The following is a 22,474-nucleotide window of genomic DNA, read 5'->3' as shown; positions in this document are numbered from 1 at the left end:
GGTCCCCTGATCTGCAGGTCGGTTGGAGCCAGCTGCGGCTCAGTGGCCGGCGCTCTGGCCACCGTCGACGTGGAGAATTTCGCCGGTGACGAACGGGGCGTTCTCGAGATAGATCACCCCGTCGACGACGTCACTCACCTCGCCCATGCGGCCGACCGGGTGCAGGCCGGCGAGCGTCTCGTAGTAGCCCTCGGTCATCGGTGTCTTGATGGTGCCCAGAGCGAGGGCGTTGCAACGGATGCCGCGGGTGGCGTACTCGATGGCCAGAGCCTTGGTGGCGGACTGCAGGCCGCCCTTGGTCAGGGAGGCGAGCACGGAGGGCACGTTGGAGTTGGCATATTCGGCCAGCGTGCTCGTGATGTGCACGATGTGACCTCCGCCCTGGGTCAGCATCTGCTGGATCGCGAGCTGGGTGATCCGGAAGAAGCCGGTCAGATTCACGCCGATCATGGCGTTGTACTGTTCCTCGGTGTAGTCGGTGAACGCGTTCCCGATGTAGATCCCGGCGTTGTTGACCAGGGTGTCAATGCGGCCGAACCTCTCGATGCCTGCGGTGATGACGCGCTCAGCGGTGGCACGATCGGCGATGTCACCCTGGACGGTGAGGATGTTTTCGTCCTGCGACTCGGCGATGGTGCGCGAGGTGCCGACGACGGCGTAGCCGAGTTTGCGGTAGGCGGCGACAAGGCCCGCTCCGATGCCCTGCGAAGCACCGGTGATGACCGCGACCTTCCGACTCTGACTGCTCATGATGACCTACTCCGAAGGAGGCGGGACGGCATGACCGATCACTAGCCGCCAGTCATCGGCAGTTCCCAGCGGCAGTTGCGAATCGCCAGGTCAGTGCCTGTGTAGGGATTCTCTCATGTCATCGACGAGGGGGCATCTCACCGAGGATGATGCGGGGCCGCCGGCTGAGTTCCCGGGGCCGTGCAGTAGGTCGCGAGCAGACCGCGACTTCGTCGCGAGCGCGCCGAACCTTTGCTTGGTGGCCGACTTCACGCACGTCGCCGCCTGGACAGGTACCGACTACGTCATGGACACCTTCACCCGCCGCATCGTCGGCTGGTCGGCCTCGATGTCCAAGGAGACCCAACTCGCCCTGGCCGCACTCGACATGGGCCTGTGACAGCGTGACCGCGGCGGTCGCGTCGCGCAATGATCACGAACGGCGAGCTGGAACTTCCATTCGGCCCGCGAACATCAACGTCTCTACCCCACCCGTGACCAACAGGGCTACGGCCTCACTGCTTGATCCTGCGTCGAAGGGCTGGCCCGGTTGCCCTCGGTGAGTCAGGATCCTGTGGTGCGCCATGTCAATGAGGATGCCGAACTGCTGGACCTGCCGGTCCACGCTTGGACCGGCAGGTCCAGCGGTCGGGCGATAGGTCGTCCGGGAGCGCCGTTCAAGAGCACTCCCGAAAGGCACGACCATGCGATTCACTTCCGAGCAGCGCCTCGACGACGGCGTCCTCGAACGCGAATTCACCCTCGGCGAGATCCCCGGTGTCCTGTGGACGCCTGGATCCGCAACGGCCCCGCTGAACCTGAGCGGCCACAACAGTGGCTTGCACAAGCGGGAATCCCGGCTCGTGGCCCGGGCCCGGCACTTCGCGGCGGAGTACGGCTTCGCGGTGGCGGCCATCGACGCCCCCGGGCACGGTGTCCGGCCCCGTTCCGCCGTCGATGAGCAGGCCCGCGCCGACCTCCGCCGGGCGATGGAGGCCCGCGAGCCGGTCGACGAGATCGTCGACGCCTTCATCGTCCCGCTGGTCGAAAGGGCGGTCCCGGAATGGCGAACCAGTCTGGACGCCCTCCTTTCGCTGCCCGAGATCGGCGGCTCGGTCGGGTACTCGGGGATGCCGTTCTTCGCCCGGCACCTGAAGTGAGGCGGGGCCGTCAGGCCGGCGGTAGACGGTAGGCGGTGTCGGCCAGGATGTCGCTCGTCGAGGACAGGTCCCGGCCCTCCTCGATGGCGGTGGCCGGCAGATGAACAACCGCCCCGATTGCGGCGCTACCGGCCATCGGCGGTACCGGCCGGTCGGGGCGGCGCTCGGCCACCAGCGCCTCCATCAGCTGGGCCCACGCCGTGAGGCACTTGGCCCGTACCTTGCGGATCCCCGGGCAGGTGACCGACTCGACCACCAGTGCCCGGGCCAGGCCGGGTTGGCGGCCGGCAGCCGGCCGTCTGCGAACCAAGCGCACCATGGAGGCCCGGGAGTCCTGGCTCAGACACGAGGGAGCAAGCAACCGGCCGGTAGTTTTCAGGTGTTCACCACGGCCTGGGCGTTCTGTTCGTCGTGGTCGCGGAGCATCCGCACAACGGTGGCCGGCGAGGGGTGCTGGCCCTTCTCTTTGCCGGTGGTGATGACGGGCTTGGCGGCGATGTCGCGCAGGCTCATCTCCTGTTCGCGCAGGTGGAGGGCCATGGAGAGCATGTCCGGGTCGGCGACGCCGGCGCCGCCGGTGGTCTTGCCGCGCTGGCGGGCGGATTCGTGGCCTTCGAGGGCGACGCCGGGCGGCCCGCCGCAGCGCCGCAGCGCCGCAGCGCCGCAGCGCCGCAGCGCCGCAGCGCCGCAGCGCCGCAGCGCCGCAGCGGCCGGAGGTGACGGCAGGCGACGGATGCAATCCCGATCGACAGCTGCAGCACGAAGCCGGGTCCGCAGCCTGAGAAGAGCCAGACTGCCGCCCACCCTGCGCATACGCGCACCGCTCGGGACGCGGCCGTCCCTCCCTGGGCGGTTGGCGTCGACAGCGTCGAACGGCGTAGAGAGCCGCACGCCCCGCTGAACCAGTTGCGTACGACGTACTCACTTACGTACAGTGATACCGCGTACGAGGTACTCACTTGATTGGCGAAGTGGAGGAGACGTGGACTCACCCATCGTGTCGGCCCAGGGCCTGCGGAAACGCTTCGGTGAATTCGAAGCGCTGGCCGGCCTGGACCTGGCCGTGCCGCCCGGCACCGTCTACGGGCTGCTCGGTCCGAACGGCGCGGGCAAGAGCACCGCCGTCCGGATTCTCAGCACGCTGACCCGCCCCACGGCCGGGCGGGCCACCGTCGCCGGCTTCGACGTGAGAGAACATCCCGGCAAGGTCCGCGAAGCCATCGGGCTGGCCGGGCAGCACGCGGCCATGGACGAGAAGCTGACCGGCCGTGAGAACCTGCGGGTCTTCGGCAAACTGGCCCGGCTGGGCCGGCGCGGCGCCCGGCGGCGCGCAGACGAGCTGCTGGAGCGGTTCGAGCTCACCGAGGCCGCCGACCGGCAGGTCAGCACCTACTCCGGCGGCATGCGGCGGCGCATCGACCTGATCGCCAGCCTGCTGCGGGCGCCGTCCGTCCTCTTCCTGGACGAGCCCACCACCGGACTCGACCCGCGCAGCCGCCTGGAGATCTGGGCCATCGTGCGCGAGCTGGTCGCGGCCGGCGCGACCGTGCTGCTCACTACCCAGTACCTCGAGGAGGCCGACCAACTCGCCTCGGCCGTGGCCGTGATCGACCGCGGGCAGGTGATCGCCGAGGGCACCCCGGCACAGCTCAAGGCCCGGATCGGCAGTCACATCGATGTCGAGGTGGGCAGCGAGGACGACCTCGCGGAGGCCGGCGCCATCCTCGAGCGGATGACCGGAGGACAGCCGCGGGCCGAGGACCTGCGCATCGTCACGGGCGTGCACGGCACGGCACCGTCGGTGCCGCAGATCGTGCGCGAACTCGACGCGGCGGGGGTGGCCATTCAGGACGTCGGAGTCCGCAGGCCCAGCCTCGACGACGTCTTCCTCACTCTCACCGGCCGCCCCGCGGAGGCGCCCGCGGAGCAGCGGACCGACGAACAGCCCAAGCAGCGCGAGAAGCAGGAGGCGGCAGCGTGATCGTCCTGGCGGACAGTCTCACCCTGGTCGAGCGCAAGCTCCTCCAATTGCGGCATCAGCCCGGCACCCTCGTCGCGATGCTGGTGATGCCCGCGGTCATGGTCGTCCTCTTCGGCTATGTCTTCGGCAGCGCCATCCAGGTACCGGGCGGCGGGAACTACCGCGAGTACCTCATGCCCGGCCTGTTCGTGATGACCAGCATGTTCGCGCTGTCCTCGGCGATGGTGGACGTCGCCGCCGACCAGAGCCGCGGGGTGACCGACCGGCTGCGCTCGATGCCCACCTCCCGCATGGCGGTGCCTTTTGGCCAGACGGGCGCGGACGCCGTCACGGGACTCTTCGGACTGGTCATCCTGCTGGCCTGCGGGCTGGCCATCGGCTGGCGCGTGCACGACGGCCTCGGCCGCGCCGTGGCCGCGGTCGGTGTCCTGCTCCTCTTCCGCTACACCATGTCCTGGGTCGGTACGTACCTGGGACTGCTGCTGCCGTCGGAGCAGACGGCCGACTCGCTGTCGCCCCTCACCCTGCCCCTCAGCATGCTGTCCAACGCGTTCGTGCCGACGGACGGCATGCCGGCCTGGCTGCGGGCGATCTGCGAGTGGAACCCGATCAGCGCCGCGGTCGCCGCGTGCCGGAAGCTGTTCGGCAACCCCGGGGTGCCTGCCGCGGACGGCTCCTGGCCGCTCACCCACCCGCTGACCGCGACCCTGCTGTGGGCCGCGGTGCTCCTGGTGGTCTTCGTCCCGCTTTCGGTACGGCGCTTCGCCCGCGCCGGCCTGTGAACCCGCGCCTCGGGGCGGTTCATCAACGGGGCCGTCCGCGGCCGAGGGTGGACAGGCCCGGGGCCGGTGCCGTAACTCCCGTCGTTCGCGCGCAGCGCGGGCGCGGCGGCGTCCGTTCTCAGGAGCGCTCCGGCGGCTCGTTCACCGGGGGGCCGGACAGGGCCGGGAAACGGGCCCCGACGCCGTCCAGCAAGATGGCGAGGCTGGCCTCGAACTGCTCGTCGTGGCCGCCGTGCCGCGCCTCGTGGACCAACCGCTCCAGGTACGGGAAGCGGCCGGTGGCCAGCAGTTCGGTCATATACGGCCCCATCCGCTCCTGCCAGGCTGTGCGATCTTCCCCGGAGCGCAAGGCCGCTTCCCGCTCTGCCGTCTCGGCCTGGCTGGCACCCGTGACCCAGTGCCGGATCAGGTTCACGACGTGGACCATGTCGTCGATGCTCAGTCCGCGGCCGTCGACGAGGGCGAGGTCGCGCTCGTTGGCACGGAGCATGTTGGGGCCCATGATCGGCCTGCCGGCCATGGCGTGCGCAAGCCAGGGGTGCCGGCGCAACGTCTCCCGGTACCGGCGGGCGAACGTGGCCAGATCCGCACGGGCGTCCCCGGTCGGCTCCTGCGCTTCAAAGCCGAGGGCCTGGTCGATCACCACGGCGTACAGGTCTTCCTTGTTCGGCAGATACCGGTAGAGCGTCATCGCGCCGGTGCCCAGTTCCTTGGCGATGCGCCGCATCGTCACCGCCTCGATGCCCTCGCCGTCCGCCAGCGCGATCGCCACCTCGGCGATGCGCTCACGGCTGTACGTCGGAGCCGGTCCGCGCGCCCCTCTTTCCCGCCGCAACCAGATGATCGGATTCGGATCGCTCATGCGCCGATGGTAATCGCGTACAGCGTCCTCGATTACATCCCGGGCCTGCCGCCGATAACGGCAACGTCACTGCGCGCCCAGTCGTCCGCTTCGAAGGTCGACATCAGCCGCTCGCGGCTGCGGAGCAGGTCGGCGAGGTACGCCTCCAGATCGGGCGAACGGTCAGCAGGGGATGTCGAGGGTGACGGAGGCGCCGCGATCGGTGTTCTCGGCGTGTGCGGTGCCGCCGTGGGAGGCGGCGACGGCGGCGACGAAGGCGAGGCCGAGACCGGATCCGGGGCTGGTGCGGCTGGCCTCGGCTCGTGCGAAGCGTTCGAAGGCCTTGGGGAGGAAGTCGGCCGGGAAGCCTGAGCCTTCGTCGGTGACGTTCAGGCGCAGGCTTCCGTCCTGGGCGACCGCGGTGATGCGGATGTCCCCGAGGCCGTGGCGCAGCGCGTTGTCGACGAGGTTGCTGAGGGCCGGCCGGATCCAGCCGGCGTCCACGTGCACGGTGCCCGGTGCGACATCGACGTGGATGGTGCGGTGGCCCCGTCCGGCAACTGCGCGGTGGGAGCTGACGACGGCGTCCACCAGTTCTGCAAGGTCCACGGGGGCGCGGCTGAGGTGTTCGGTACCGCCGAGCTGTTCGAGGTCGAGCAGGGCGTTGGTGAGGTCGATAAGCCGCTGGACCTCGGTGTCCACCGCGCGGAGGGTTTCGGTGAGTTCGATGGCGGTGCGTGGTCGGTGCAGGGCGACGTCGAGTTCGGCGCGGAGCAGGGAGAGTGGGGTGCGCAGTTCGTGGCTGGCGTCCGCGAGGAAGCGCCGTTCGCGTTCGGCAGCGGCGTCGAGGCGTTCGAGCATCTGGTTCAGGGTGTGTCCGAGCCGGGTGAGTTCGTCGTCGCGGTCGTCGGGGACGGGCAGTCGTATGCCCGAGGTGTCGTCGGCGAGGCTCGCGGCGCGGCGGCGGTAGCGTTCCACGGGATCCAGTGCGGCGTGGGCGGTGCGGTAGCCGACGTAGGAGGCGGCGATCAGGGTGAGGCCGGTGGCGATGGCAAGCTGGGCGAGGAGTTCGCGTAGGGCCTCGTCGCGGTGGCCGCGGCGCAGTGCAGCGACGGCGATTACGGTGCGGTGGTCGGGCAGCCGGACCTGCTGGGCCTTGATCCGCAGGGTGTGCGGGTCGAGCGGCAACAGCCCTCCGATGTCGCGGTGGACGGTGCTGCCATGGATGAGGGACGTGACGTCGGCGGCGGCGAGAAGGTGGTCGGTTCGCACGAGGTTGCTGGCCTCGATGACCCGACCGTGGGTGTCGAGGACCTGGTAGGCGCTGCCGTCCGGGCCGCCGAGCTTGCGGCCGGTGAGGAGGTCGTTGCGCAGGTCGTGGTAGTACGTGGCCAGGTCGGCATTGAGTTGCTCGTCCAGGGCATGCTGGACCCGCCCGTACACGAGGGCGGCTGCTGCGCCCAGGACGAGGGACATGGTGACGGCGACGGCGAGGACGAGGCGCAGCACGATGGGCAGCCGGTGCCATCGGCGTGGGCCGCGCGGGCGGCGGACGGGCTCGGTCGCGCCTTCCAGCGGCATGCCGATCTCGTCGTCCGGCGCTGTCATATCCGGGTCTCCAGGCGGTAGCCCGTACCGCGCAGGGTGGTGATGCTGTCCCGGCCGAAGGGCTTGTCGATCTTCGACCGGAGTTTGGAGATGTGGACGTCAACGGAGTTGCTGTTCAAATCGGCCTCGCCGTCCCAGGCCTCCTCCAGGAGCCGGGTGCGGCTGACCACCCAGCCGGCGTTCTCCATGAGGATTTCCAGCACGGCGAACTCGCGTCGGGACAGGTCGAGTTCGACGCCCGCACGCCAGGCGCGTTGCTCGTGAGGGTCGAGGACGAGGTCACCGACCTCCAGTCGGCCGGTGAGGGCGGGCCGACGGCGGGATATGGCGCGCAGCCGGGCGCTCAACTCCTCCAGGGCGAAGGGCTTGACCAGGTAGTCGTCAGCGCCGGCGTCCAGCCCCGCGACACGTTCGTTGATCGCGCTGCGGGCTGTCAGCAGCACCACCGGCACGTCCTTGCCCTCGCGGCGCAGGGTGCGGCACACCTCCACGCCGTCCATACCGGGCAGCATCACGTCCATCACGACGGCGTCCACCCGCGGATCACGGGCCGCGTCGAGCCCATGGGGCCCGTCGTGGCACGCCTCAGCGGTATGACCGGATTCATGCAGGTATTGGACGATCAGGTCGGCCAGCCGGACCTCGTCCTCGACGACCAGGAAGTGCACGCCGGAAGGGTAACCCGCCCGGTGTGAGCCGCCGCGTGCTCCCCGGCTCCCTCCAGGCGCCGGCAAGGCTTCATGGTCTGTTAATGCGACATCCCTAGCGTGCGTCGCCTGACGGCAGTAGCCGGCCTCGACCGCCATCGGCGGCGGCTGCTGCCGGGAACGGAGACCACGATCATGCACGCCCCGATAACCCTGCTCGCCGACAAGTCCCTCGCCTCGGCGCTGACGGTGGGAGACCTGACGGCGCGCGCCGGCCTGGACGTGCTGGCGCTGCTGGTGCTGGTCGGCTGGCTGTACCGGCGCCGCCGACCCGGGCCAGAGATGCCGCTGGTCCTGACCGCACTCAACCTCGGACTGTTCGCCGCCATGACCGCGATCAGCGCCGGCAAGTTCCCCGCCGGTGTCGGGTTCGGCCTGTTCGGCATTCTCTCCCTGGTCCGGCTGCGCAGCGCCGCCTTCACGGTCCGGGATGTCGCGTACGCCTTCATCGCCCTGGTCATGGCACTGAGCAACGGACTGCCCCAGCGCGAGACCTGGATGATCATCGCCATCGACGCCTTCCTGCTCGTCGCGGTCCTCCTCGTCGACGACCCGGCATCGCACCGGCCCACCCGCGTCACGAAGGTCACCCTCGACCGCGTCTACCGCAACCCCGAGGACATCCGCGCCGACCTGACGGCCCGGCTGGGCACCGAGCCACTTGCCGTCGAGGTCGACGAGATCGACTACGTACGGGAGACCACCCGCGTCTCCGCCCGGTACGCCGTGGAGGACAGCACCCGCGTCTTCATCCCGGGCCAGCGGGAAACGCAGGACTCCTCGCCGCACCCCGCCGCCCCGGTCGGCGAGGGGAAGTCGCTGTGACCGTCACCTCAGCCGCGTACTCGGACACCACCGCGGCGGCCCCGCCTCGCGCAGGGTTCGCGGAGCTACTGGACCTGGACGGGCTGCGGCCGGCCTCGCTCGCCGAGATCGACGCTGCGGCCGCACTTCAACATCGGGTGGACCGCAAGTACCTCATACCGGCCCTGTCGGCGGCCCAGCTGATAGGCGCACTCGACAACACCCACCATGTCCTGGACATCAACGGCCGCCGCACCACCGAATACCGCAGCACCTACTTCGACACCCCTCACCTGGCCGCCTGGCGCGCCCACATGCAGGGACGACGCCGACGATGGAAGGTACGCACCAGGCTGTACGCCGAGGACCGGCTGTGCCGGATGGAGGTCAAGTCCAAGGACGGCCGCGGCGCCACCGTCAAGCACGCCCATACCGTCGATGCGGACGCCTACGGACGCCTGGAGCCCGGCACCGAGTCCGCCGCCTTCGTCGACCGCGTGCTCTCCGTAAGCGGCATAGACATCACCGCTGCCGACCTCACCCCGGCCGGAGAAGTCTGCTACCTGCGCGCGGCCCTCGCCGACCTCGAAGCCGGCACCCGCCTCACCCTGGACGGCGCTCTGACCTGCCATCGCGACGGCCGGACAGCCGCGCTGAACCCCGAGTACGTCCTGGTCGAGACCAAGGGCACCGCTCGCCCCGCTCCCGCCGACCGGCACCTGCTCGCCCTGGGCGCACGCCCGGTGTCCATCAGCAAGTACATCGTCGGGCTCTCCTTGCTCGTACCGGGACTGCCCGACAACAACGTCCGCCACCTCGCCCGCACGCGCTTCCACACGGGCCCGCACACCGAGACACCCACCGCCCGCACCGGAAGGAACACCCCCGCATGAACCGCCCCCGCCGCGTGAAGTGGCAGTACCCCGTGATCGCCGTCGTCGCCGCAGGCGCCGCCACCTTCGGCCTCGTCCACACCACCGCCGCCGCCCCGGCCGCTGCCACCTCCGAGGCGAAGAAGAAGCCCGGCGCGACCGACCTGATCAAGGCCGACCCGCCGCCCCAGCTCTTCACCGACGCCGAGGTGGCCGATCTCGCCCAGCAGCAGGCGGCTCAGAAGCACACCGCGGACGCCCTGTTCGCCAAGTGGAAGGCCATACACGGCGCCACGCGCGACGACAAAGCCTTCGCCACCTGGGCCGCCCAGCACGTCCCGGCCCCGCCGAACAAGGCCGACCGCACCGCGGAACTGCACCAGGTGCAGCAGCTCGCCAAGACCCGCACTGCCGCCGGAAAGAGGGCGGCGACCTGGCTCGAAGTCCACGGCAAGGGCGACATCTGGAAGCTCTACGCGCACGATCAGCGCGAACTGCTCCCTCAGCAGCAAGGCGCCCTGGAGAAGACCGAACTGAAGACGGCCCTCAAGCTCGCCAAGGCGATCACCGAGACGGTGGCCGCCCACGACAAGCAGCCCGCCCCCTACGTCCTCGACCCGACCCTGCGCCCCGACAAACACGTCACCCCCGGGCAGAAGGGCCCCTACTCCTATCCCTCACGGCACGCCGCCAAGGCCGCCACCGCCGTCAACCTCCTGAGTAACTGGGCCCCGCACCGCACCGAGGACTACCAGGCGATGGCCGCCCAGATCGTCTACTCCCGCCTCTACATGGCTGGTCACGTGCCCAGTGACATCACTGCCGGCACCCTGGTCGGCGACCTGGTCGGCGACTACTTCCAGAACGCCGCCTCCGCTCCCGGCACCGGCAAGTAGTTCCGGCATGATTCCGATGGCTCCGGTACGGCCGCGCCCCCGCCCCACGCGGGCGGGGGGCGCGGTCCGCAGCTCCCTGCCGCTGGCGGCGGTCGGGATCGCCTTCACTCTGGCCCAACTGCTGTTCGTGGCCCCCGGGTTGCACCTGAGCTGGGACGAGTCGGTGTACGCCAGTCAGGTCGCCCCGCACATCCCGTCCGCGTACTTCAGCGCGCCCCGCGCCCGCGGCGTTCCGGTACTCGTCGCACCGCTCACCCTCCTCACCTCGTCCACGCTCGCGCTCCGCGTCTATCTCGCCGTCCTCTCCGGCGCCGGGCTCTTCCTCGCCCTGCGCACGTGGCGGCGACTGCGGCCGACGCCCGTCCTCGCGCTGGCCGGACTGTTCTTCGCCGGCCTGTGGGTGACCCAGCTGTACGGCCCGCAGGCGATGCCGAACCTCTGGGTCGCCCTCAGCGGACTCGCCGCGGTCGGCTGCTTCCTGCGGGCCACGAGGGACCCGGCCGACCGGCGGGCGCTCGTCGGCCTGGGTCTCGCCCTCGCGGCCGCCGCGCTCTTCCGGCCCTCGGACGCCGTATGGCTGTCCCTGCCGCTGGCAGCCGCCGGGCTGGTCGTACGCCACTGGCGGCGCCCGGCGCTGCTCGCCGTCCTAGCCGCCGGACTCGCACTGGGCGGCGCGCAGTGGATCGTCGAGGCGTACCTTTCGTACGGCGGGGTGGCCGCGCGGCTGCACCGAGCCAGCGCCATCGAGGGCGGCATCGGCTGGCACATCGCGATCGGCGACCAAGTGCGCACGCTCGCCGGAGGCCCGGAGCTGTGCCGCCCCTGCACGGTGCCCTGGCGGCACCGGACGAGCGCGATCTGGTGGTTCATGACCCCGGTCCTCGCACTCGGCGGCATCCTGGCGGCCGCCCGCGCCCAGCGCCTCGCCGTCACCCTACTGCCCGCCCTGTGCGGCGTGTCCGTGGCCGTCCCGTATCTGCTGCTCATCGACTACGCGGCGCCCCGCTTTCTGCTTCCCGGCTATGCGCTGCTGTCCCTCCCGGTCGCGGACGCCCTGGCCACCATGAGCCGATCCGTACGGCCCCGGCTTCGGCCCGCCGCCACCGCGCTGGTCGCCGCGCTCCTCGCAGTCCAACTGGCGAGCCAGCACGTGGTCCTGACCCGCGCGGTACGGGCCACCGCCGACGGCACCGGCGACTACGCCCGCATCGCCGCCGACCTGCGGACCTACGGCGTGCGGCCGCCCTGCCTGATCACCGGCCGCCTCGCCACCCCCGTCGGCTACCAGGCACGCTGCACCTCCGGCCAGATCACCGGACACAACCAGAACACCACCGTCGCGAAGATCCTCGCCACCGCCCGGCACGAGCCCGTCGCCGTCCTGGTACGCCCCCACCACAAGCCCCCCGCATACGCTCGGCAGTGGACGTCCCACCGCCTGCCCGGCCTGCTCGTCCACCACGGCTACCGCGTCTTCCTGTCTCACCGGTGAGCCGACGGCGCAGGATCCCGATGCCGCCGCGCCGAACGCTGAGGAGCCAACTGTGATCAATCCCGGCGCTGCCACCCTCGAGGGCGAGGCCATCATCGGCCTGTACGAGCAAATGCGCGAACTCAGGAGCTCACCGGCTACTGGCCCGGCGCAGCACCGTCGCCGTCCTCGGAGAGTGGCTCAGCCGCTTCGCCTGCCGAGCAGCCACTCGTAGCGCTTGCGGTCCGCCACGAGGCGACCCCGCGGCGGCCGGACGGGCCGTGGCGGGTGCCTCACGGGTCGCATGGAGCCCAGAGCCCCTGCTCAGCACGGTGATGGACGACGGCACGTCACCCGTTCGGAGTAATCCGATCGTGTGCCGAGTTGTATGTCACCCGTTCGGAGTGGTCAATGGGGATGGGCTGAACACGAGACCGTCCATCGCCCCGAGGGGTTGATGCCATGGGAACCATGGGCTCCACCGATGCCCTCGCGGATGTGCACGTCGGCGACCCGTACCCCGTCTACGAATGGCTGCGTGAGACGGCACCGGTGTACCGGTGCCGGGGCGACACCTACCTCCTGACGCGTTACCCGGACTGCCGGCGCGTGCTGACCGAACGCGAGCTCTTTCTCGCGCCGGGAGGTCACCCGCCGTCCGGGAGGACGGCCGGACATGCCTCGCCGCCTGTGCTGTCGCGCGTCATGAGCTCGCAAAATCCGCCCCGGCACACGAGGATGCGTACGGCAGTGGCCCGGCGGTTCGCCGAGCACCTGCGAGGCCAGCAGCCGTGGCTGAGCAGACTCTGCGACCAACTTTTCGAACCCGTGGTGGAGACGCTCAGCCACGGCGTCGCCGACATGACCCCACTCGCCGAGGCCTTCCCCCGCGACACGATCATGCACGTGCTGGGACTGCCCCGGACCGACCGAGAGCTCGTCTCGGCGCTCGTCGCCGACATCTTTCCCACCTCGGGGCCGCTGCCCGGATCGGAACGCGACGGCGGGGCGGCGATGCGGCGGCTCACCGACTACCTCCACAGGGAGGTGGCCCGCCGACGCTGTGCGCCCGGCGACGATCTCACGTCCGAACTCGTCCGTGCGCACACCGCCCGTCCCGAGGCCCTGCCGCACGACGAACTCGTCAGCATTCTCACCGGACTCACGGTTGCAGGGTTCCCGCAGATCGCTGCGGGGATCGAGACCGGAATCGTCCTGATGAACCGTCATCCGGAGCGGTCGGCCTTCCTGGACGATCCCGTCAGTGCCCGGATGTTCGTCGACGAGCTGCTCCGCTACGACGCACCGGTGCAGTTCACCCCTGCCCCCCGTATTCCCGCCAGGACGGTGGTCATCGGCGGCGTGACGATACCGGCGGGCGCGCGGGTCTGGCCGGTGTTGGGCGCCGCCAACCGGGACCCCGCCGTGTACTTCCGGCCGGACGAGTTCCTGCCGGGGCGCCGCGGGCCACGTCATCTGAGCTTCGGTGGAGGCGCCCATTACTGCCTCGGCGCCGAACTGGTCCACCTTGAGATCGCGATGCTGCTGGGGCGGCTGCGGCAGCGGCTCCCTGATCTCGTGCAGGCGCAGCCGCCTGCTCAGAGGTACGGGCGGCTGCGCGGGTTCACGTCCGTCCCCGTCATGCGAACGGAGCGCTGATCGTGATGAACCGCACGAGTCCCTGCACGTGCCCGGACAGCATGCACGTCTTCCTGGAGAGCACCGCCTGCTCGACGTTCCTCGACGCCGCGCTCCGTGTCTACGAAGCTATCAAGCCGGGCTGTCCCTACTCGTGCTTCGGCGTGCTGGTCGGCCGTATGCACGGCGACAGTGCCCGCATCGAGCGTGTCGAGTTCGGCCGCAACGTGCGGGCCACAGACAGCGCGGCTCGGGCAGAGTTCGCGGAATCCATCGTGCCGAGCTTCGGAACGGCCTACGAGAACCCCCATCGCGGGTGGTGGTGCGATTCCACCGACTTGCTGCGCATTATGCGGGACGCCGAGCTGGACGGGCTGGACATTCTCGGGTCGATCCACCTCCACCCCGACTGGCACAACATCGACTCACTGGGCGGGGGGCCGCCGCTGAGCGAGCACCCGACGCGCATGGACACGTACGTCTTCGTCAACACCGGGTGGCCGGTCAACCTCATCTGCTACTTGGAGCGCCGGAACTGCAACATGTACCACTCGTGGGCTGCATGGACCCCGCACCCCGCCGACCACTCGAACCCGCGTTGCCACGCGCTGCCGGTGCGCCTGGCCCTGCCCGCCCATGCGCGGCACAACGGACAACCGGCGACCGCACGGCACATGGAGGTGCCGTGAGCGCAGAACAGGCCAACGACGTCGTCACCTGCCCCATGCCGTCCCCGGGACACGGAAATGCCGACGATGCCACCGATCTGATGGACCAGCAGGGCTATGTCGATGCCCCCTATGAGCTGCTCGCCCGGTTGCGGGCCGAACAGCCCGTACGGCGCGTGGTCTTCGCCGGCGTTCCGGTGTGGCTTGTCACACGGCACGAGGACATCCGGACAGCCAGCAAGGATCCACGGCTGAGCAACGATCCACGGCACGGCAACAAGACCGTGCGGTCCGCCCCGTGGGTCTTCGCCACCGAGAACTACACCGTCACACGCAACATGCTCCGCTGCGACCCCCCGGCCCACACCAGACTGCGGGCCCTGGTGGCAGGGGAGTTCACTCCGGGCCGCATCGAGGAGCTGCGTCCCCGCATCCAGGAGATCACCGCCGAACTCCTCGCACCGGTCCTTCCGCTGGGGCGCCTGGACGTCATCAGCGACTTCGCGAAGCGCCTGCCGCTCACCGTCATCTCCGAAGTACTGGGCGTGCCCGCCGAAGGGCGGGACACCTTCGCGCGACTGGCCGGCGTCTACGTCGAGATGAGCGAGAACGACGACCGCCGCATGCCCCGGGCCGCCTGCGAGATGCGGGACTACCTCATCGGACTGCTGAAGGACAAGAGGGAGTCCAACGCCAGCTGTGACGACCTGCTGGGGCGCCTTCTCTCGGCCGATCACCATGAGGACGAGGTGATCGGCATGTCCTTCCTCCTCCTGGTGGCCGGTTTCGAGACGACCGCGAACCTCATCGGCAGCGGGGTGCTGGCCCTGCTGGAACACCCCGAGCAGCTGGCGATGCTCCGCGGACAGCCGCACCTCATGGGGCAGGCGATCGAGGAGATCCTCCGCTGGAGGGGCCCCATCAAGATGGCGCCCGTCCTGCGGTTCACGACCTGCGACGTGCACATCGGAGACGTCACCGTTCCCGGCGGCGGAGAGGCCGTACTGCTGTCCTACGGCGCCGGCAACCGCGATCCCGCCCGTTTCGCCGAACCCGACCGGTTCGACATCCGCCGCGACAGCCGGGGGCACCTCGCCTTCGGACACGGGATCCACCACTGCCTGGGCGCGCCGCTCGGCAAGGCGGAAGCCACGATCGGGCTGCGCACCCTCCTGGAACGCTGCGACGAGCTGGTGCTCGCGAGTGATCCCTGCGAACTGACCTGGGGCCACAGCCGGTTCATGCATGGACTGACCAGCCTTCCGGTCACCTTCCGGCCCGTTCCACCAGGTGCCACACCATGACGACTCCCCGACCGCGCGCACTCGTGACCGGCGCCTCCCGGGGCATCGGTGCGGCCATCGCCCGTGCGCTCGCCCCCACGCACGACGTACTCCTCGGCGGCCGCGACGCCCGATCGCTCGAGGCACTCGCCCGCGAACTGCCAGGAAGCGCCGGCCCCTGGGTGGCCGACCTGGCAGATCCCGAGGGACTCGCCCGGGCCACGGCGGACATCAACCGGCTGGACGTGCTCGTGCACAATGCCGCCGTCGCGGAGCCCGGCACCATCGCCGACAGCTCGCTCGACGCCTGGCAGCGCGTCTTCGCCGTCAACCTCTTCTCCGCCGCCGAACTGACCCGGCTGCTCCTACCATCCCTGCGCCGGAGCCGAGGACATGTGGTGCTGATCAACGCGGGGTCCGGCCTGCAGATCAAGTCGCACCGCGGTCCCTACGCCGCCAGCAAGTACGCGCTGCGCGCCTTGGCAGAGGCCCTTCAGGCGGAGGAGGGCCCCAACGGAGTGAGAGTGACGTCGGTCCACCCGGGCCCGACCGATACCGAGCTGCAACGCAGCGCAGCCGAACGGGCCGGCCGCGCGTACCGCCCGGAGCAGTTCCTGCGGCCCGAATCGGTGGCCGCCGTCGTGCTCAACGCGATACGGACACCGGCGGACGCGACGGTGTCCCGTGCTGTCATCGACTGAGGACCGGGCAGTACCAGATCACGATGTGCTGGGTCTCGCGCTCGGCTTCGTATGGCGGCTCTGTGACCTGCGCCTTCCGCGCTGTCTCAGGTTGCTTCATCGGTTGGCCGTGTCAACTCCACTGCATTTCCTCGTGGTTCGCCAGGCCACCGATGAAAGTGCACGCCGGTGACCTGCGCGTTCCGGGCAGGGACTGCGCGCATTCGGAGGATCTCGTCGTGATGCGCACCTCGCCTTCGACGGACACTCAGGTGGTACGCCCTACTTCGGTGCCTGGAAGCCGCCGATCTTGTGCTCGAGCAGTTCGGCCAGCCGCAGCGGGGTGCGGTCCTCGAACATCGGACCGATGAGCTGCACTCCCACCGGCAGACCCTCGGGGGACCGGCCCGCTGGTATGGCGGTGGCGGGTAGGCCGGGCATGGTGGCCAGACCGGCCCAGACCAGCTGGTCGAGGTACGGGTACTCGACGCCGTCGATGTCGATCCGGCGTTCTAGTAGATCGGGGTTGTGGTCGTGCGGGAACGCGGGAGTGGGCGTGATGGGACACACCACGGCGTCGAACTCGGAGAAGAGCTGCCGCCAGCCGTGGCGGTGGAGTTCGCGATGGTTGTTCGCCTCGATCCAGTCGCGGTGGCTGAGCACCATGCCGCGCAGCCGCGTCGCGTCGAGGCTCTGGTCGTCTGCGCTCAGTCCGGCGGCGTGGGTCTGCAGCTGCTCGTACGCTTCGACGGGAAAACGTGCAGCGGAGCTCGAAAACAGCAACTGCGTGTAGAGCACCGCGGCTTCGGTCAGATCGGGCAGCAGCGGAGTGTGCCGTTCGACGCGGGCGCCGCCGTCGACCAGCGCGTCGGCCACCCGGTTCACGCCCGCCCGCACAGCGGACCCGGTCGGAATGAGCGGATGCTCGTCGAGGAGCAAGACCCGGAAGTCGCGGAGCCGCTCGTGCCGCGCGGGCGGCAGTGTCAGGTCGTGAGCCACACCGAGCGTCAGCGGGTCCGGTCCGGCCATGACGTCGAGCAGGAGCGTGAGGTCGCGGGCAGTGCGCGCCATCGGACCGACGACGGCGAGGTCGAGGTCGGCCGGCAATGCCGGCGCGGGCGGCGGGACCATACCGCGGTGCGCCGCCAGCCCGAGTGTCGGCTTGTGTGCGTAGACACCGCAGAAATGTGCGGGGGTGCGCAACGAACCGCCGATGTCGGATCCGATGGACAGCGCGCCGAATCCGGACGCCAGGGCCGCCCCCGATCCGCCGGAGGATCCACCCGACGTGCGACCGTGATCCCACGGGTTGTTGGTGGTGCCGTAGATCTCGTTGAAGCTCTGCACATCTTGCAGCCCCAAGGGCACATTGGTCTTGCCGAGCACCACCGCGCCTGCGGCCTTGAGTCGCGACACCTGTACCGCATCCTCGGCCGGCACATAGTCCCGGTACTGCGGCATGCCCCAGGTCGTGGGCAGCCCGGCGATGTTGTAGGACTCTTTGACCGTCACCGGAATGCCGAGCAGCGGCCGGTCCTCGCCGCGGGCGCGCGCCTGGTCGGCACCGCGCGCGGCGGCCCGTGCACGGTCGAAGTCCGGCACACAGATCGCGTTGATCGCCTTGTCGTCCCGCTCGATACGGGCGATCGCCTCGTCGGTCAGTTCCGCCGAGGTCACTTCACGGGCACGCAAGGCAGCCGCGAGTTCTTCGGCTGTCGGAAAATTCCACTCCATGAATCCGACCGTATCGGCCTCTGGAAGAGGTCATGAAATGCTGCTTTGCACAACGGGGTGGATGCCTCAATACTCATCATGTTCCTCTCCGGCAGAGGGTGCCCGCTCTGCATGCCGACCGACCGCCTGGGCTCACGTTGTGCCATCTCCCGGTGCGTCGCCCGTCGGCTCAAGGGAGGGAAAGACCTCGTACCGGGGCACGTATGCCGTGCCGAGTGCCTGCACGGTCGCGAGGGTGGGAATGGCGATGACGGCACCGACCGCTCCGAGGAGTGCCGCTCCGGCGAGGACGGATCCGAAGGCCACGGCGGGATGGACCTCGACCGTGCGCGCCGTGATGCGCGGCTGCAGCACGTAGTTGCTCAGCTGCGCGTGCGACGGGCAGAGGCGGCTCGGGCGCTGCAGTGAGACCTCTGTCCGAGACGGTGCGATCCGTTCGCCGGGACCGGGACAGCTTCTGTTCCGGAAATGGGGCGCCCAACATTGGCAGAAGCCTCTCACCAGCAAGAACAGGAAGCCCACCCGCCACGACGCTGCCGCCGTGGCGATCGGCAGGCGCGCCCTGCGGCCGCGACCGACCTGACCGCGCGCCGACTCCTCCGCACCCGAATGCTCGGCGGTGTCATCAACGCGTACAGATATGCAGCCTGACCAGCGGCGATGAGTTTCCGATCGGCACAGGGTGCGGTCGCCGGGCCCCGCGCATGGGGCGACGCCTGCGCAAGTTGCTGACTGGCAATCAACTCCTGCTGCTGTCAGGCATGTTCTATGGAGTCGGTGCCCTGGTGAACGCGTTCTCCACGAACATGGGGTCACTGTCGCGGTATCCGTGCCCACGGGCCTGGGTTGGCCGGCCGCCCTGGGTGTGCACGGGATGACGCGGGCGCGTGCACCGTGGCGCAACTGCGGTCCGGCGGAACCGCCTAGCGTGCGCAACGGCAAGAACGTTGCCTGTTGGAGACGCTGTCGCGTCCGAATCGAGGGAGAAGCCCATGCCCACGTCCACGCCCACGCCCACCGTTGTCCTCGTCCATGGTGCGTTCGCTGATGCTGCCAGCTGGTCCGGCGTCATCGCGGAGCTGCAGAGCCACGGTATTCCCGTGGTGGCCCCGCCGAACCCGCTGCGGGGCCTGGCTGCTGACGCGGCTTATGTGGCTTCGGTGGCGACGCAGATCGAGGGCCCGGTCGTGCTGGTCGGGCACTCGTACGGCGGCGCGCTGATCACCGTGGCCGGCACGGCCCCGAACGTCGTCGGGTTGGTCTACGTTGCCGCCTACGTCCTGGAGGAAGGGGAGAGCCTGGGTGAACTGCAGGGCCGATTCCCTGCGTCGCCGCTGGTGAGCAACCTCAAGGAATGGACGTACCCGCTGGCCGACGGAGGGAGCGCCGCCGAGGTCACCATCACGGCCGATGCCTTTCCGGCGGTGTTCGCGGCCGACGTCCCGGAGGAGGCGACGAAGGTTCTGGCGGTAGCCCAGCGCCCGCTTGCCGCTGGGGCGTTCAGCGAGAAGGCGGCGACCGCCGCGTGGCAGACCAAGCCGTCGTGGGCGCTGGTTGCCGCCGCCGACAACGCCATCAACCCGGAGGTGGAGCGGTTCGGCGCGAAGCGCGCCGGAGCGACGGTCGTCGAGGTCGAGGGCGCTTCCCACGCTGTCGCCGTGTCGCAGCCGAAGGCGGTGGCGTCCGTGATCATCGAGGCTGTTCGGGCGACGAGCTGAGGCTCCGACGAGGTTGACAGCCGCGCGGGTGTCTCGGGTAAGAGGGCCCGCGCGGCCGCGCCGTGTCGTCAGGGCGACGGCGCGGCGTCGGGGGAGAGGGCATCGCGCAGTTGCCCCCGGGACCGGATACCGAGCTTGGGGAAGATCTTGTGCAGGTGATAGCCAACGGTCCGCGGTGACAGGTAGAGCCGGGCGGCGATGTCCCGATTGGTCAGGCCCTGTGCCGCCAGCTCCGCGATCTGCCGTTCCTGCGGCGTGAGTTCGGCTGCAGGGGCGGTCGGTACGGTCACCGGGGCGCCGGCGGCCCGCAGCTCGGCAGTGGCCCGTTCGGCCCAGGGCTGCGCACCCAGGCGCTGGAAGACCTCCAGCGCGCCGCTCAGCATCGGGCGGGCCTCCGCCGCCCGCCGCTGCCGGCGCAGCCACTCGCCGAAGTCCAGCCGGGTGAGCGCGAGTTCGAAGGGCCACTGGGTGCAGGCCGGATCGTCGAGCGCCCCGAGGAAGTGCTGCTCCGCGTCCTCGGGGGCGCTGAGCAGGGCAGCGGCGCGTTCGACGACGGCGTGGACGCGGGAGGACCGGGTGGGGCCGAGGCTGTACTGGGCGGCCTCGAGCACGGAGCGGGCGTCCTGTATCCGGTCGGCGCGGACGGCTGCGGCGGCGAGGTCGCCCAGGTAGTACACGGACGCGTGGTAGTGCACCGGCAGCGGCTGGAAGTCGCGGGTGTACGTGGCACGCAACAGGTCGTAGGCGCTGCCGTGGTCGCCCGCCACGGTTGCGGCCAAGCCCAGCGCGTGCCGATAACGCACGTGCAGGCTGCGTGACTTACGCAGGTCCAGACCGCGGACCGCCTGCTGCGCCAGGACGCGGGCGGCCTCGTGATCGCCGCGCAGAGCGTGCAGGGTGGCCTGGAGGAGGGAGGAGCCGACGGTGACGTTGTCCGCCCCGGCTTCGGTGGCCATCCAGAAGGCGTCCTCGGCGGCGGCCTGTGTACCGGCCCAGGCGCCGCTCTCGAAGCGCGCCAGCGCGAGGGCCTGGGCGACGGTCGCGTTGGTCCCCGTGGTCCCGGTACGCCGCAGGTGGTCCATGGCTTGCCCGAGTAGGCGGACAGCAAGTTCGGTCTCGTCCAGGATCCACGCGGTGGCGCCCACAGCGGCGATTTCGCCTACGGAGTCCGGCGTCATGGCGGCGTGCGCGCGCTCCAGGCGCAGCAGGAGGTCTGCGCGCTGGGTGTGCGGGTGAAGGGCGGCGTGGCTCCAGGCCGCGTCCACGGGATGGTCGTCCTCGACGACGCGGGCGCAGATGCGCGCGAACTCGCCCTGGTAGAAGGGGTCCCCGGAGTTGTATGCGGAGGTGGCTGCCGTGCTCAGTGCGCCGAGGGCCAGGGCAGGCGCGGGATCGGCCATCGCTTCGGCGACCGGGAGCAGGACCGCGAGGGCCTCGTCGTGCGCGAGGGTGACGCCAAGGGCCCAGCCGCGCCACAGCGAAGCCTCGGCACGCAGCCGCGGTTCCTGGGTGACGTCGGCGACGCGTGCGGTGAGGTCGGCGACCCACTGGGGGTGCCCTGCGTACATGGCGGACCGGGCCGCAGCCAGAAGCCGTTCGGCGCGCTGCTGCAGATCGGGGGTGAGTTCTGCGGCCCGCTCCAAGGCCGTAGCCGCGGCGGCGTGTCCGCCGCGACTGCGGGAGTGTTCGGCGCTGTCGGCGAGCGCGTCCGCGACCTGCCGGTCCGGTCCCAGCGCGGCGGCGGCCAGGTGCCAGGCACGGCGGTCGGGTTGGTCGGTCAGGGCGTCGGCCAGCGCAAGGTGCGTGGCGCGGCGTTCGGAGAAGGATGCTGCCTGGTAGACCGCGGACCGCACAAGTGGGTGGCGGAACGTCACCTGCCCGTCGGCGACACGGACCAGCCCCACCCCCTCGGCCGGCAGCAGGGCCTCGAGCCCGGCAAGGTCCGGTGCGGCCCGCAGCACGTCCACGAGCCGGGCCGTTCCGGCGGCGGCCGCCAGGAGGAGCGCGCGCCGGGTGTCGGCGGGAAGAGCCGGTAGTTCCGCGGCGAACAGGTTCTTCAGACGGCGCGTGAGCGGCAGAGTGGCTGCGCCGGCGGGGCCGGTCCGGCCGTGCGCGAGCGCGAGGCTCAGCTCGATCAGTGCCAGGGGGTTGCCGGCGGCCTGCTGCAGGATCTGCGCGCGGGCCCGTCCCTGCGGGGGAGTGGGCTGGGCGTCCAGCAGCTGTACCGCGGCGGCGCGCTCCAGCGGTCCGACGGCCAGGTGAGGGAAGTCCCGGTCGAAACGCGCGGGGACGGCTTCCTCCCGTGCGGCGAGCAGCAGGCAGATACGCTCGCCGTCGAGACGTCGGGCGACGAACGCGAGAAGGTCGAGCGTGCCGAGGTCCAGCCACTGGGCGTCGTCGACGAGCAGGAGCAGAGGCTGCTCCGCCGCAGCATCGGACAGCAGCGTGAGTGCGCCCAGGTGTAGCAGCAGCGGATCCGTCGAGGCGGTCTCGGGTGCCGTACCGAGGCCGAATGCCCCGTGCAGCGCGAGGCGCTGCCGCTCGGGCAACCCGTCCATGGCCCCCAGCAGCGGGCGCAGCAACTGGTGCGCACCCGCCAGGCACAGACCGGACTCGCCCTCGCTGCCACGGACACGGAGTGTGCGCACCTTTTGGGCGGAGGCTTCTGCGGCAGCCCAGTCCACCAGGGTGCTCTTGCCCGAGCCCGGTTCCCCGGTCACCACAAGTACCTTCGGTCCCTCTCCCGTCGCGGCGGCGAGGAGCCGGGCCACCCTGGTCAGCTGCCGCTCCCGACCCGCGATCTGCGGTACGGGCGGGACTTCGGCAGGGGCGTGCACAAGTGGGTCCTCGTCTCTGTCGTTCGATTCGATGGGTGAATCCTGCCAGGTGAACGAGGGGGCGG

At 70.3% G+C, this 22,474-nt stretch carries 21 protein-coding genes and 1 pseudogene; 13 read left to right on the top strand and 9 right to left on the bottom strand.

All coding sequences use genetic code 11. The features are described from left to right. Positions 1-39 precede the first annotated feature (39 nt). Entirely contained in the window at positions 40-750 is a 711-nt protein-coding gene (locus IEY95_RS40435) for an SDR family NAD(P)-dependent oxidoreductase (protein WP_189191231.1), read from the bottom strand. Positions 751-988: 238 nt separating this feature from the next. Here IEY95_RS40435 and IEY95_RS50880 point away from each other — a divergent pair, with 238 nt between their 5' ends. Next, complete coding sequence (locus IEY95_RS50880) at positions 989-1,129, top strand: hypothetical protein (RefSeq protein ID WP_189191230.1); 141 nt, start codon at positions 989-991, stop codon at positions 1,127-1,129. 304 nt (positions 1,130-1,433) lie between these two features. Beyond that, a pseudogene (locus tag IEY95_RS40425) lies at positions 1,434-1,859 on the top strand (alpha/beta hydrolase); the annotation flags it as partial. Between the two features lie 40 nt (positions 1,860-1,899). On the opposite strand, the gene IEY95_RS40420 reads toward IEY95_RS40425, so the two are convergent. Both IEY95_RS40420 and IEY95_RS49685 read right to left on the bottom strand, forming a co-directional pair. After that, positions 1,900-2,208, bottom strand: coding sequence for a hypothetical protein (locus IEY95_RS40420; protein WP_189191229.1), 309 nt, complete (start codon positions 2,206-2,208; stop codon positions 1,900-1,902). A gap of 56 nt (positions 2,209-2,264) precedes the next feature. Further along, complete coding sequence (locus IEY95_RS49685; protein ID WP_229703687.1) at positions 2,265-2,702, bottom strand: hypothetical protein; 438 nt, start codon at positions 2,700-2,702, stop codon at positions 2,265-2,267. Between the two features lie 169 nt (positions 2,703-2,871). Between IEY95_RS49685 and IEY95_RS40410 the strand changes: the two genes are divergently transcribed. Together IEY95_RS40410 and IEY95_RS40405 are read left to right on the top strand one after the other, a co-directional pair. Then, positions 2,872-3,870 carry an ATP-binding cassette domain-containing protein gene (locus IEY95_RS40410; protein WP_189191228.1) on the top strand — a complete coding sequence of 333 codons (999 nt, stop codon included), beginning with the start codon at positions 2,872-2,874 and terminating at the stop codon, positions 3,868-3,870. After that, positions 3,867-4,652 carry an ABC transporter permease gene (locus tag IEY95_RS40405; RefSeq protein ID WP_189191227.1) on the top strand — a complete coding sequence of 262 codons (786 nt, stop codon included), beginning with the start codon at positions 3,867-3,869 and terminating at the stop codon, positions 4,650-4,652. Before IEY95_RS40410 ends, IEY95_RS40405 begins: the two co-directional genes overlap by 4 nt. Before the next feature lie 118 nt (positions 4,653-4,770). Here IEY95_RS40405 and IEY95_RS40400 read toward each other — a convergent pair whose 3' ends face one another. From IEY95_RS40400 to IEY95_RS40390, 3 genes are all read right to left on the bottom strand, one after another. Beyond that, positions 4,771-5,514, bottom strand: a complete 744-nt coding sequence (locus IEY95_RS40400) for a TetR/AcrR family transcriptional regulator (protein WP_229703686.1) — start codon at positions 5,512-5,514, stop codon at positions 4,771-4,773. 162 nt (positions 5,515-5,676) lie between these two features. Then, a complete protein-coding gene (locus IEY95_RS40395; protein WP_189191226.1) occupies positions 5,677-7,101 on the bottom strand; it encodes a sensor histidine kinase in 1,425 nt (474 codons plus the stop codon). Then, complete coding sequence (locus IEY95_RS40390) at positions 7,098-7,769, bottom strand: response regulator transcription factor (protein ID WP_229703685.1); 672 nt, start codon at positions 7,767-7,769, stop codon at positions 7,098-7,100. The genes IEY95_RS40395 and IEY95_RS40390 overlap by 4 nt, the downstream gene beginning before the upstream one ends. 174 nt (positions 7,770-7,943) lie before the next feature. Between IEY95_RS40390 and IEY95_RS40385 the strand changes: the two genes are divergently transcribed. From IEY95_RS40385 to IEY95_RS40350, 8 genes are all read left to right on the top strand, one after another. Beyond that, entirely contained in the window at positions 7,944-8,633 is a 690-nt protein-coding gene (locus IEY95_RS40385) for a DUF4956 domain-containing protein (protein WP_229703684.1), read from the top strand. Next, the gene (locus IEY95_RS40380; protein WP_189191224.1) at positions 8,630-9,505 is read left to right on the top strand and encodes a VTC domain-containing protein; all 876 of its coding nucleotides are present in this window, start codon (positions 8,630-8,632) and stop codon (positions 9,503-9,505) included. The genes IEY95_RS40385 and IEY95_RS40380 overlap by 4 nt, the downstream gene beginning before the upstream one ends. Next, the gene (locus tag IEY95_RS40375; protein ID WP_189191223.1) at positions 9,502-10,380 is read left to right on the top strand and encodes a phosphatase PAP2 family protein; all 879 of its coding nucleotides are present in this window, start codon (positions 9,502-9,504) and stop codon (positions 10,378-10,380) included. The genes IEY95_RS40380 and IEY95_RS40375 overlap by 4 nt, the downstream gene beginning before the upstream one ends. A 16-nt stretch (positions 10,381-10,396) precedes the next feature. Further along, entirely contained in the window at positions 10,397-11,872 is a 1,476-nt protein-coding gene (locus tag IEY95_RS40370) for a hypothetical protein (protein ID WP_229703683.1), read from the top strand. 450 nt (positions 11,873-12,322) lie between these two features. Beyond that, positions 12,323-13,510: a cytochrome P450 gene (locus IEY95_RS40365; RefSeq protein WP_189191221.1), complete on the top strand. Its 1,188-nt coding sequence runs from the start codon at positions 12,323-12,325 to the stop codon at positions 13,508-13,510. Positions 13,511-13,515: 5 nt separating this feature from the next. After that, the gene (locus IEY95_RS40360; protein ID WP_189191220.1) at positions 13,516-14,178 is read left to right on the top strand and encodes a hypothetical protein; all 663 of its coding nucleotides are present in this window, start codon (positions 13,516-13,518) and stop codon (positions 14,176-14,178) included. Continuing rightward, complete coding sequence (locus IEY95_RS40355; protein ID WP_189191219.1) at positions 14,175-15,461, top strand: cytochrome P450 family protein; 1,287 nt, start codon at positions 14,175-14,177, stop codon at positions 15,459-15,461. Before IEY95_RS40360 ends, IEY95_RS40355 begins: the two co-directional genes overlap by 4 nt. Next, positions 15,458-16,141 (top strand): SDR family oxidoreductase, encoded by a 684-nt coding sequence (locus IEY95_RS40350; protein WP_189191218.1) that lies wholly within the window; start codon positions 15,458-15,460, stop codon positions 16,139-16,141. The genes IEY95_RS40355 and IEY95_RS40350 overlap by 4 nt, the downstream gene beginning before the upstream one ends. Before the next feature lie 261 nt (positions 16,142-16,402). Here the strand turns inward: IEY95_RS40350 and IEY95_RS40345 are convergent, their stop codons facing one another. Both IEY95_RS40345 and IEY95_RS50875 read right to left on the bottom strand, forming a co-directional pair. Beyond that, positions 16,403-17,854, bottom strand: coding sequence for an amidase (locus IEY95_RS40345; RefSeq protein ID WP_189191217.1), 1,452 nt, complete (start codon positions 17,852-17,854; stop codon positions 16,403-16,405). 132 nt (positions 17,855-17,986) lie between these two features. Continuing rightward, positions 17,987-18,355 (bottom strand): AI-2E family transporter, encoded by a 369-nt coding sequence (locus tag IEY95_RS50875; protein ID WP_373294645.1) that lies wholly within the window; start codon positions 18,353-18,355, stop codon positions 17,987-17,989. A gap of 491 nt (positions 18,356-18,846) precedes the next feature. On the opposite strand from IEY95_RS50875, the gene IEY95_RS40335 reads away from it, so the two are divergent. Continuing rightward, a complete protein-coding gene (locus IEY95_RS40335; protein ID WP_189191216.1) occupies positions 18,847-19,572 on the top strand; it encodes an alpha/beta fold hydrolase in 726 nt (241 codons plus the stop codon). Positions 19,573-19,640: 68 nt separating this feature from the next. Here the strand turns inward: IEY95_RS40335 and IEY95_RS40330 are convergent, their stop codons facing one another. Further along, the gene (locus IEY95_RS40330) at positions 19,641-22,409 is read right to left on the bottom strand and encodes a LuxR family transcriptional regulator (RefSeq protein WP_229703682.1); all 2,769 of its coding nucleotides are present in this window, start codon (positions 22,407-22,409) and stop codon (positions 19,641-19,643) included. Between the last annotated feature and the right edge of the window lie 65 nt (positions 22,410-22,474).

Source organism: Streptomyces albiflavescens (genome assembly GCF_014645835.1).
In the GTDB taxonomy this organism is placed as follows: domain Bacteria; phylum Actinomycetota; class Actinomycetes; order Streptomycetales; family Streptomycetaceae; genus Streptomyces; species Streptomyces albiflavescens.
The sequence above is the reverse complement of the archived record's forward strand: the minus strand, read 5'-3'. Positions and strand labels throughout refer to the sequence as shown.